Genomic DNA, 12,732 nt, shown 5'->3' on the forward strand with positions numbered 1-12,732 from the left:
CGACACATTCATCAAAAGGACTCGGTGAGACCCGACATGGCAAATGACGAGAAGATCCTCGACTACCTGAAGAAAGTCACGGCCGATCTGCACCAGACCCGGCAGCGGCTCCAGGACGTCGAGGCTCAGACGCGGGAGCCGATCGCGATCGTGGCCATGAGCTGCCGCTTCCCCGGCGGGATCACCACGCCGGAAGAGCTGTGGCAGCTGGTGGCCGAGGGCCGCGACGCCGTGGCGGGCATGCCCACCGACCGCGGCTGGGACCTCGAGGCCCTGATGGACCCGAACCCCGACGCCCCCGGGTCGAGCTACGTCCACCAGGGCGGCTTCCTGGAGAACGCCGGCATGTTCGACCCCGGGTTCTTCGGGCTCAGCCCGCTGGAGGCCGAGGGCACCGACCCGCAGCAGCGGCTCACCCTCGAGGTGGCCTGGGAGGCCTTCGAGCGCGCCGGCATCGACCCGCAGACCCTGCGGGGCAGCCAGGTCGGCGTCTACATGGGCTCGGGCATCCAGGACTACGGCGACTACGAGGAAGGCGTCCCGGAGGCCGTCGAGGCGTTCATGGCGACCTCCCGCGCCTCGTCCGTCATCTCGGGCCGCGTCTCCTACACCCTGGGGCTGGAAGGTCCCGCCTTCACCGTCGACACCGCCTGCTCCTCCTCCCTGGTGGCCATCCACCTGGCCGCGCAGGCGCTGCGCCAGAACGAGTGCAAGCTCGCCCTGGCCGGCGGTGTGATGATCATGTCGACGGCGTCCCCGTTCGTCGCGTTCAGCAAGCAGAAGGGCCTGTCCCCCGACGGGCGCTGCAAGGCGTTCTCCGACACGGCCGACGGCACCGGCTGGGCCGAGGGCGCCGCCGTCATCCTCCTGGAGCGCCTCTCCGACGCCCGCCGCAACGGCCACGAGGTCCTCGCGGTCATCCAGGGCTCGGCCATCAACCAGGACGGCGCCTCGAACGGGCTGACCGCGCCCAACGGCCCCGCCCAGCAGAAGGTGATCCGCCAGGCCCTCGCCAACGCCCAGATCCCCGGCGCCCACGTCGACCTCGTCGAGGCCCACGGCACCGGCACCACCCTCGGCGACCCGATCGAGGCCCAGGCCCTGCTCGCCACCTACGGACAGGACCACAGCGCCGAGCGGCCGCTGCGGCTCGGCTCGTTCAAGTCGAACATCGGCCACGCCCAGGGCGCGGCCGGCGTCGGCGGCGTCATCAAGACCGTCATGGCGATGCGCAACGGCCTGATGCCGCGCACCCTGCACGTCTCCGAACCCTCCAGCCACGTCGACTGGAACGCCGGCCACGTCGAGCTGCTGACCGAAGCCCTGCCCTGGCCGAAGGCCGAGGACCACGCGCGTACCGCGGGCGTCTCCGCGTTCGGCCTGAGCGGCACCAACGCCCACGTCATCCTCCAGGAGGCGCCGGAGCCGGCCGCTCCGGAGGAAGTCCCCGAGACCCCCGCGGCCCCGGCCGTCGCCTCCCCGGTCCTGCCGTACGTGGTCTCCGCGCGCGGCGCCCAGGCCCTGCGCGGACAGGCCGCCAAGCTGGCGTCCTTCGTCCGCGAGCAGGGCGCCGGCGAGGACCCGCGCGACATCGGCCACGCCCTGATCACCCGCCGCACCGCCTTCGACCACCGCGCCGTCGTCCTCGGCGCCGACCGGGACGTCCTGCTGGCCGGGCTCGACGCCCTCGCCGACGGCGGCAAGGCCCCGCACCTGGTCCGCGGCACGGCCTCCGGCTCCCCGCAGGTCGCGTTCGTCTTCCCCGGCCAGGGCTCGCAGTGGATCGGCATGGCCGTCGAACTGCTCGACTCCTCCCCGGTGTTCGCCGAGCGGATGCGGCAGTGCGCCGAGGCCCTCGCCGAGTTCACCGACTGGAACCTCATCGACGTCGTACGCGGTGAGCCCGGCGCCCCGACCTACGACGAGGTCGACGTGGTCCAGCCGGTGCTGTGGGCCGTCATGGTCTCGCTCGCCGAGCTGTGGCGCTCCTTCGGCGTGCAGCCCGCCGCGGTCGTCGGCCACTCCCAGGGCGAGATCGCGGCGGCCACCGTCGCCGGCGCCCTCTCCCTGGAGGACGGAGCCCGCGTCGTCGCCCTCCGCAGCAAGATCATCCGGACCGGGCTGGCCGGCCGCGGCGGCATGATGTCCGTACGCCTGCCCTCCGCCGAGGTCCGCGAGCTCATCGCCCGCTGGGACGACCGCCTCCAGCTCGCCGTCGTCAACAGCCCCACCTCGGTCGTCGTCTGCGGCCACCCGGAGAACCTCGACGAGCTGTACGCGCACCTGGAGGCGGAAGGGGTCCAGGCCCGCAAGATCCCCGTCGACTACGCCTCGCACTCCGTCTTCGTCGAGGAGATCCGCGACGAGGTCCGTGCCGCCCTCGCCGGCGTGACCCCGCGCTCCGCCGACGTCTCCTTCTACTCCACCGTCGTCGGCGCCCCCGTCGACACCGCCACCCTCGACGCCGACTACTGGTACCGCAACCTGCGCCAGACCGTCCTCTTCGAGGAGACCACCCGCGCCCTCCTCGACGACGGCTTCACCGTCTTCGTCGAGGCCAGCCCGCACCCCGGCCTGCTCGTCGGCCTCGCCGAGACCGTCTCCGCCGTCGGTGTCAGCGCCGCGCCCGTCGGCTCGCTGCGCCGCGGCGAAGGCGGCATCGAGCGGTTCGCCACCTCGCTCGCCGAGGCCTGGGTCGCGGGCGCGCCCGTCGACTGGAGCCTCTTCCACGGCGCGGCCCCCGCCCGCCCCGTCGAGCTGCCGACGTACGCCTTCCAGCGCGAGCACTACTGGGCGCCGGCCCCCGCCGCCGCGGGCGACGTCGAGGCCGCCGGCCTCGACCCGGCCGGCCACCCGCTGCTCGGCGCCGTCGTCACCGCGCCCGACAGCGAGGGCTTCACGCTGACCGGCCGCCTCTCCACCGCCACCCACGGCTGGCTCGCCGACCACCGCGTCGGCGACCAGGTCTTCTTCCCCGGCACCGGCTTCGTCGAACTGGCCGTCCTGGCCGGCGACCGGGCCGGCTGCACCACCGTCGAGGAACTGACCCTGGAGGCCCCGCTGGTGCTGCCCGCGCGCGGCGGAGTCGCCGTACGGGTCACCGTCGACGCCCCGGACCCGGCCGGCCGCCGGACCGTGAGCGTCCACTCCCGCGGCGAGGACGCCGCCCTGTCCTGGACCCGGCACGCGGTCGGTGCCCTCGGCACCGCCGCCGCCCCCGCCCGCCCCTTCGACACCAGCGTGTGGCCGCCCGCCGGCGCCGAGCCCGTGGACCTCGGCGGGTTCTACGAGAACGTCGCCGCGGAGGGCCTGAATTACGGGCCCGTGTTCCGGGGCCTGACCGCGGCCTGGCGCCTCGGCGAGGACCTGTACGCCGAGGCCGCCCTGCCCGACGCCGCCGACGGCTCCGCGTACGGACTCCACCCGGCGCTGCTCGACGCGGCCCTGCACACCGTGGCGCTGACCGGCGTCACCGGCGACGGGGCGGCCCTGCCGTTCGCCTGGTCCGGGGTCACCCTCGTGGCCGAGGGCGCCACCGCCGTCCGCGTCCGGGTCAGCGCGCTCGGGGAGGGCGAGGTCGCCGTCGACCTGGCCGACTCCGCCGGCCAGCCCGTCGCCTCCGTGGACTCCCTCGTCCTGCGGCCCCTCACCGACGACCGGCTCGCCCAGGAGCGCTCCCTCACCCGGGACGCCCTGTTCCGCGTCGAGTGGCAGGCCCTCCCGGCGGCCCCCGCCGAGGCATCGCTCACGACGTGGGACGCGGCGAGGTCCGAAGGCGGCGAACCCGCCGACGTGGTCGTGTGGGACGCCCCGGCCGCCGCCGCCGGCGCCGAGGCCGCCCGCACCGCCGCGCACGCCGCCCTCGCCGTCGCCCAGGAGTGGCTCGCCGACGAGCGGTACGCCGGATCGGTGCTGGTCGTCCGTACGAGCGGCGCCGTCGCCGCCCGCACCGGCGAGGACGTCACCGACCTGGCCGGCGCCACCGTATGGGGCCTGGTCAAGTCGGCCCAGTCCGAGAACCCCGGCCGCATCGTCCTCGCCGACGCCGCCACCGAGGCCGACGTGCTCACCGCGTACGCCGCCGGCGAGTCCCAGATCGCCGTCCGCGACGGAGTCGCCCACGCGCCCCGCCTGGTCCGCTGCGCCGCCGCCGCCGCCGACGACGACGACGACGCCGGCGAGGCACCGCGGTTCGCCGAGGACGGCACCGTCCTGCTCACCGGCGGCACGGGCATGCTGGGCCGGCTCTTCGCCCGGCACCTGATCACCGGGCAGGGCGTCCGCCGCCTGCTGCTCACGAGCCGGAGCGGCCCCGACGCCGAAGGCGCCGCCGAACTCGCCGCCGAGCTCACGGAACTGGGCGCGCACGTCGAGATCGCCGCCTGCGACGCCGCCGACCGTGACGCGCTGGCCGCCCTCCTGGCCGCCGTACCGGCAGAACACCCCCTCACCGGGGTCATCCACCTCGCCGGCGTCCTCGACGACGGCGTCCTCGGCTCGCTCACCCCCGAGCGCGTCGACTCCGTCCTGCGCCCCAAGGTCGACGCGGCCCTCAACCTGCACGAGCTCACCGCCGGCGCCGACCTCGCCGCCTTCGTGCTCTTCTCCTCCGTCGCCGGGATCTTCGGCAACCCCGGTCAGGCCAACTACGCCGCCGCCAACGCCTTCCTGGACGGCCTCGCCGCCCACCGGCGGGCGGCCGGCCTGCCCGCCCAGTCCCTCGCCTGGGGCTTCTGGGGCGAGGCCAGCGGCATGACCGGCGCCCTCACGGACGCCGAGCGCTCCCGCATCTCGCAGGGCGGCGTCTACCCGATCTCCTCCGACGAGGGCGTCGCCCTCTTCGACGCCGCGCGCGCCGCGGGCGACGCCACGCTGGTCCCCGTCAAGCTGGACCTCGGCGCGATCCGCGCCCAGGGCGCGAGCGCCCGCGAGGTGTTCCGCTCCCTCGCCCCGGTCACCGCCCGTCGCAAGGCCGGCGGCAAGATCGAGGCCGGCGCACTCCAGCAGCGGCTGGCCTCCCTTCCCGAGGCCGACCGCGAGGAGGTGCTCGTCGAGCTGGTGCTGCGCCAGGTCGCCGACGTACTGGGCTTCAGCTCCACCCAGGCCATCGAACCGGAGCGGGCGTTCAAGGAGCTCGGCTTCGACTCCCTGCGCGCCGTCGAGTTCCGCAACGGCCTCGCCGAGGCCACCGGCCTGCGCCTGCCCGCCACCGTCGTCTTCGACTACCCGAACCCGCTGGGCCTCGCCCGCCACCTGCTCACCGAGGTGTCCGGCCTGCCGGCCGCCACGCGGCCCGCCGCCCGCAAGGCCGCGGCCGAGGCCGCCGACGACGAACTCGTCGCCATCGTCGGCATGGCCTGCCGCTTCCCCGGCGGCATCACCTCTCCCGCCGGCCTGTGGCAGGCCGTCGCCGACGGCGTCGACGCGATCTCCGGCTTCCCGACCGACCGCGGCTGGGACCTGGCCCGCATCTACGACCCGACCGGCGCCCGCCCCGACACCAGTTACGTGGCCCAGGGCGGATTCCTGTACGACGCGGGCGACTTCGACCCCGACTTCTTCGGCATCAGCCCCAACGAGGCGCTGATCATGGATCCGCAGCAGCGCCTGCTGCTGGAGGCCTCCTGGGAGGCCTTCGAGGACGCCGGCATCGACCCGCGCACCCTCAAGGGCAGCCGGACGGGCGTCTACTCCGGGATGATGTACCACGACTACGCGCACAACGCGTCCACGGGCGGCATCGCCTCGGGCCGGGTCTCCTACGTCCTCGGCGTCGAAGGCCCGTCCATGACGGTCGACACCGCCTGCTCCTCCTCCCTCGTCTCCCTGCACCTGGCCGTCCAGGCGCTGCGCTCCGGCGAGTGCACCCTGGCCCTGGCCGGCGGCGTCACCGTGATGTCCGACCCCGAGGTCTTCGTCGAGTTCAGCCGCCAGAAGGGCATGGCCAGGGACGGCCGCTGCAAGTCCTTCGCGGGCGCCGCCGACGGCGCCGCCTGGTCGGAGGGCGTCGGCGTGCTCGTCGTCGAGCGGCTCTCGGACGCCCGCGCCAACGGCCACCGGGTCCTGGCCGTCGTACGCGGCTCCGCCGTCAACCAGGACGGTGCCTCCAACGGGCTCACCGCCCCCAACGGCCCCTCCCAGCAGCGCGTCATCCGCGCCGCCCTGGAAGGCGCCGGACTGACCACCGCCGACGTCGACGTCGTCGAGGCGCACGGTACCGGCACCACCCTCGGCGACCCGATCGAGGCCCAGGCCGTCCTCGCCACCTACGGCCAGGGCCGCGCCGAGGACGAGCCGCTGTGGCTCGGCTCCCTCAAGTCGAACATCGGCCACGCCCAGGCCGCGGCCGGCGTCGGCGGCGTCATCAAGATGGTCCAGGCCCTGCGCCACGGCCTGATGCCGAAGACCCTCCACGTGGACGAGCCCACCCCGGTCGTCGACTGGGAGGCGGGCAACGTCAGGCTGCTCCAGGAGCCGGTCGCCTGGCCCGCCCGGGCCGGCCGCCCGCGCCGCGCGGGCATCTCCTCCTTCGGCCTCAGCGGCACCAACGCCCACGTCATCCTCGAAGAGGCCCCCGCCGACGCCACGGCGCCGGCCGGCGAGCACCGCGAACTGCCCCTCGTACCGGTCGTACTGTCGGCCCGCAGCCCGCAGGCCCTCGCAGAGCAGGCCGAACGCCTGCGGACGCGGGCCGGCCAGGACACGGAGCTCTCCCTGACCGACCTCGGCCACGCGACGGCCACCTTCCGCACCCCCCACGACCACCGCGCCGCGGTGATCGCCGGGAACCGCGAGGAACTGCTCGCCGGACTCGCCTCGCTGGCCGAGGGCTCGACGACGGCGGGTGTGGTCCAAGGCACCGTACGGGACGGCAAGTCCGCCTTCCTGTTCACCGGCCAGGGAGCCCAGCGCCCGGGCATGGGCCGGGAACTGCACGCCGCCTTCCCGGTCTTCGCCGCCGCCCTCGACGAGGTCGTCGCCGCCCTCGACACCTACCTCGACACCCCGCTGTACGAGGTGATGTGGGGCGGGTCCGCCGAGGACGAGGCGCTGCTGAACAGCACCGCCTACACCCAGCCCGCCCTCTTCGCCGTCGAGACGGCCCTGTACCGGCTCGTCGAGTCCTGGGGCGTCCGCCCGTCCTTCCTGGCCGGGCACTCCATCGGCGAGATCACCGCCGCCCACGCGGCCGGCGTGCTCTCCCTTCAGGACGCGGCCCGTCTCGTCGCGGCCCGCGGCCGCCTGATGCAGGCACTGCCCGCGGGCGGGGCCATGGCCGCCGTCGAGGCCACGGAGGAAGAGGTCCTGCCGCACCTGACCGACACCGCCGGCATCGCCGCCGTCAACAGCCCGCGCTCCCTGGTCGTCTCCGGCGCCGAGGACGCGGTCGAGGAGATCACCGCCGTCTTCACCGCACTGGGCCGCAAGACGACCCGGCTGCGCGTCTCGCACGCCTTCCACTCGCCGCTGATGGACCCGGTCCTCGCCGAGTTCCACCTCGTCGCCGAGAACGTCACCTACCACCAGCCGAAGATCCCCGTCGTCTCCGGCGTCCACGGCGAGATCAGCGAGGACTGGGGCACCCCGGACTACTGGACCCGCCACCTGCGCGAGGCCGTCCGCTTCGCCGACACCGTCTCGTACCTGCACGGCCAGGGCGTCACCCGCTTCGTCGAGCTGGGCCCCGACGCCATCCTGTCGGCCCTGACCGGCACGACCCCGGACGGCCGGGACATCGTCGTCGAGCCGCTCCTGCGCAAGAACCGGCCCGAGCCGCGCACCCTGCTCGCCGCACTGGCCCGCCTGCACACCACCGGCACGCGCATCGACTGGCAGGCCTTCTACGCCGGCACCGGCGCCCGCCGCGTCGACCTGCCGACGTACGCCTTCCAGCGCCGCCGGTTCTGGATCCAGGGCGGACAGGCGGGCGGCGACGCCACCTCCCTCGGCCTCTCCACGGTCGACCACCCGCTGCTCGGCGCGGTGATCTCCGCGCCCGAGACGGACGGGATCGTCCTCACCGGCCGCCTCGCGCTCTCCGCCCAGCCCTGGCTGGCCGACCACAAGGTCGGCGAGACCGTCCTGTTCCCCGGTACCGGCTTCATCGAACTGGCCGTCCAGGCGGGCGACCGGATCGGCTGCCCGGCCGTGGACGAACTGACGCTGGAGGCGCCGCTGGTGCTCCCGCCGCACGGCGGAGTCGCCGTGCGGGTCGCGGTGGGAGCCCCCGACGGGTCGGGCCGGCGCCCGGTCACCTTCCACGCGCGCGGCGAGGACGAGGACCTCCCGTGGGTGCGGCACGCGGTGGGCACGCTCGCCGAGGAGGCCGCCGAGCCCGTACGCCCCTTCGACGCGACGGCATGGCCGCCCGCCGGCGCCGAACCGGTCGACCTCGACGGGTTCTACGCCGACGTGGCCGAGGCCGGCCTGGCCTACGGTCCCGTGTTCCAGGGCGTGCGGGCCGCCTGGCGCTCCGGCGACGACGTCTACGCCGAGGTCGCCCTGCCCGACGGCGTGGAGCCCGACGGCTACGGCCTGCACCCCGCGCTGCTCGACGCCGCGCTGCACCCGGTCGCGCTGTCCGGCGTGACCGGCGGGGAGGCCGCCCTGCCGTTCGCCCTGTCCGGGGTCTCGCTCGCCGCCGAGGGTGCGTCCAGCCTGCGCGTACGGGTCTCCGCCCGCGGCGAGGGCTCGGTCGCGGTCGACCTCGCGGACGCCTCCGGGGTCCCCGTGGCCTCGCTCGCCTCGCTGATGCTGCGCCCGCTGGCGGCCGGCCAGCCGGCCGGCGCCGGCCGTTCGGTGGTCCGGGACGCCCTGTTCCGCATCGACTGGCAGCCGCAGCCGCAGCCGCAGCCGCAGCCGCAGTCGCAGCCCGCTGCGGCCGACGACCGGTCCGTGGCCCCGTGGCGGTCGACCGGCGAAGGCACCGTCGCGGACACCGTCGTCTGGGACGCGCCCGCCGGTTCCGACGCGGCCGCCGTGCACGCCGCCGTCGGCCAGGCCCTGGAGGTACTCCGGGACTGGCTGGCCGACGAGCGCTTCGAGGGCTCGACGCTCGTCGTCCGGACCCGCGGCGCGGTCGCGGTGGCGGACGAGAACGTGACCGACCTGGCCGGCGCCGCCGTCTGGGGCCTGGTGAAGACCGCGCAGTCGGAGAACCCCGGCCGCGTCGTCCTCCTCGACACGGACGCGGCCGACGCGGCCGCACCGGGCTCCGCGGACGTCGCGGACTTCGAGGACGTCGCCCTCGCGGTCGCCTCCGGCGAACCGCAGACCGCCGTACGGTCTGCAGCCGTCCTCGCCCCGCGCCTCGTACGGGCGGCGGCGCAGGCCCCCACCGCCGAGCCCGCGGAGTTCGCCGCCGACGGCACGGTGCTGATCACCGGCGGTACGGGCATGCTGGGCCGCCTCTTCGCCCGGCACCTGATCACCGAGCGCGGTGTGAGCCGCCTGCTGCTGACCAGCCGCCGCGGCCCGGCGGCCGAGGGCACGGCCGAACTCGTCGCGGAACTCTCCGCGCTCGGCGCCGAGGTGGAGATCGCCGCGTGCGACACCTCCGACCGCGAGGCCCTCGCCGCCCTCCTGGCGGCCGTCCCGGCCGCCCACCCGCTCACCGGCGTGATCCACATGGCCGGTGTCCTGGACGACGGCGTCCTCGGCTCGCTGACGCCGGAGCGCGTGAGCGCGGTCCTGCGCCCCAAGGTCGACGCCGCCCTGCACCTGCACGAGCTGACCGCGGGCCTGGACCTGGCCGCGTTCATCCTCTTCTCCTCGGTCGCCGGCGTCCTCGGCAACCCGGGCCAGGCCAACTACGCGGCCGCCAACGCCTTCCTCGACGCCCTCGCCGCGCACCGGCACGCACAGGGCCTGCCCGCCCAGTCCCTCGCCTGGGGACCGTGGGCGGCGCAGGAGGCCGGCGGCGGCATGGCCGGCGAGCTGGCCGCCGCCGACAGCGGCCGCATGAGCCGGATCGGCATCGAGTCGCTGTCGGCCGGCGCGGGCACCGAGGTGTTCGACGCGGCCCACGCCCTCGGCGCACCCGCGCTCGTGACGATCCTGCTGAACACGAAGGCGATGCGGAGCGCCACCGACCTCCCGGACCTGTTCCGGAGCCTGGTGCCCGCCCGCTCCCGCCGCCGCGCGGACTCCGGCTCCACCGTCGACGTGACGGCGTTCCGCCGCAGGATGGCCGGGCTGGCGGAGGCCGCCCGGACGGACGAGCTGGTCGACCTCGTACGGACCCACGCGGCCGCGATCCTCGGCCACTCGGGAGCGGCGTCCATCGGCAAGAGCCGCGAGTTCAAGGAGCTCGGCTTCGATTCGCTGTCCGCCGTCGAGTTCCGCAACAGCCTCGCCGAGGCCACCGGGCTGCGACTGCCGGCCACCCTCGTCTTCGACTACCCGAACTCCCAGGCGCTCGCCGAGTACTTCGCCGAGGAGCTGCGGCCGAGGGACGGGAGCGGGGGGACCGGCGACGTCGGCGACCCCGACTCCGACGAGGGCAGGATCCGTCGCCTGCTGCAGACCGTCCCCATGGCCCGCCTGCGCGAACTGGGCCTCGTGGACACGCTCCTCGAACTCGCCGACGGACGTACGGAAACCACGGAGTCCAAGGCGGTCGCCGCGGAGGAAGAGGCGATCGACGACATGGACGCCGAGAGTCTGATCAACATGGCGCTCGACGGTCTCGGGCTGGACGACGCGATACAGGGAATGTGAGAAGCCGATGTCCAATTCTGACCAGAAGCTGCTCGACGCGCTCCGGGCGTCCATGAAGGAGACCGCCCGGCTGCGGACGCAGAACCGCAACCTGTCGGCCGCCGCGCGCGAGCCGATCGCCATCGTCGCCATGAGCTGCCGTTTCCCGGGCGGGGTCGATTCCCCCGAGAGCCTGTGGCAGCTCGTCGACGAGGGACGCGACGGCGTCTCGGAGTTCCCGGTCAACCGGGGCTGGGACGTCGAGGGCCTGTACGACCCCGAGGGCGAGCGCCCCGACACCACGTACGTCAACAAGGGCGGGTTCCTGCACGACGCGGACCGCTTCGACCCCGCCCTCTTCTCGATCAGCCCCAACGAGGCGCTGATCATGGACCCGCAGCAGCGCCTGCTGCTGGAGGCCTCCTGGGAGGTCTTCGAGCGGGCCGGCATCGACCCGCACACCCTCAAGGGCAGCCGGACCGGCGTCTACTCCGGGATGATGTACCACGACTACGCGTACAACAGCGCGACCGGCTCCATCGCCTCCGGCCGCGTCTCGTACGCCTTCGGCTTCGAGGGCCCGTCCGTGACCCTCGACACCGCCTGCTCCTCCTCCCTCGTCGCCATGCACCTCGCGGCCCAGGCCCTGCGGGCGGGGGAGTGCACCCTCGCCCTGGCCGGCGGCGTCGCCGTCATGTCCACCCCCGAGGTCTTCGTCGAGTTCAGCCGCCAGCGCGGCCTCGCCAAGGACGGCCGCTGCAAGTCCTTCGCCGCCGCCACCGACGGCACCGGCTGGTCGGAAGGCGTCGGCGTGCTCCTGCTGGAGCGCCTCTCCGACGCCCGCCGCAACGGCCACCAGGTCCTGGCCGTCCTGCGCGGCTCCGCCGTCAACCAGGACGGCGCCAGCAACGGCCTCACCGCGCCCAACGGCCCCTCGCAGCGCCGCGTGATCCGCAGCGCGCTCGAGAACGCCGGCCTCACGACGGCCGACGTCGACGTCGTGGAGGCGCACGGCACGGGCACCACCCTCGGCGACCCCATCGAGGCGCAGGCGCTGCTCGCCACCTACGGGCAGGACCGCGACGAGGACAAGCCGCTGTGGCTCGGCTCGCTGAAGTCCAACCTCGGCCACACCCAGGCCGCGGCCGGCGTCGCCGGCGTCATCAAGATGGTGCAGGCGATCCACCACGGCGTCCTGCCCAAGACCCTCCACATCGACGAGCCGACCCCGCACGTCGACTGGACGGCCGGCAACGTCAAGCTGCTCACCGAGCCGGTCGCCTGGCCGGCCGGTGAGCGCCCGCGCCGCGCCGGCATCTCCTCCTTCGGCCTCAGCGGCACCAACGCCCACGTCATCGTCGAGGAGGCGCCCGCGCCCGCCGAGACGGAGGCGGGGCCGGAGACCGAGCCGCAGGACACCGCCCCCGCCTTCGTGCCGGGGCTGGTGCCGTGGGCGCTGTCCGGCCGGACGGCGCAGGCGCTGCGGGCGCAGGCGGCGCGGCTGATCACACACCTGGAGAGCCTGGACGACGCCGACCTCGCGGTCACCGGCCGCGCACTGGCCACCCGGCGCGCCCGGCTGGGCGAGCGGGCCGTCGTCCTCGGCGAGAACCGCGAAGAGCTCCTCTCCGGTCTGACCGCCCTCGCCGAGGGCGGCACGTCCGCCGCGGTCGTGCAGGGGCAGGTAAGGGAGGGCAAGTCGGCCTTCCTGTTCACGGGTCAGGGTGCGCAGCGGCTGGGGATGGGGCGTGAGCTGCACGGCGCGTTCCCGGTGTTCGCGCAGGCCCTGGATGCGGTGGTCAGTGCGCTGGACGTGCACTTGGACACCCCTCTGTACGAGGTGATGTGGGGTGAGTCCGCCGAGGACGAGGTGCTGCTGAACAGCACCGCCTACACGCAGCCCGCGCTCTTCGCGATCGAGACCGCGCTCTTCCGCCTGGTCGAGTCCTGGGGCGTGCGGCCCGACTTCCTGGCCGGTCACTCCATCGGCGAGATCACCGCCGCCCACGTGGCCGGGGTCCTCTCGCTGGAGGA

2 protein-coding genes are annotated in these 12,732 nt (G+C 74.7%); both read left to right on the forward strand.

The annotated features are described in order from the left end of the window. Positions 1-36 precede the first annotated feature (36 nt). A complete protein-coding gene (locus K7B10_RS40085) occupies positions 37-10,719 on the forward strand; it encodes a type I polyketide synthase (RefSeq protein WP_229345909.1) in 10,683 nt (3,560 codons plus the stop codon). Between the two features lie 28 nt (positions 10,720-10,747). Continuing rightward, positions 10,748-12,732, forward strand: a 1,985-nt coding sequence (locus K7B10_RS40090) for a type I polyketide synthase (RefSeq protein WP_372481592.1), incomplete at its 3' end; no start/stop codon positions are given.

It is taken from the genome of Streptomyces flavotricini (genome assembly GCF_020639365.1).
Taxonomy (GTDB): Bacteria; Actinomycetota; Actinomycetes; order Streptomycetales; family Streptomycetaceae; genus Streptomyces; species Streptomyces flavotricini.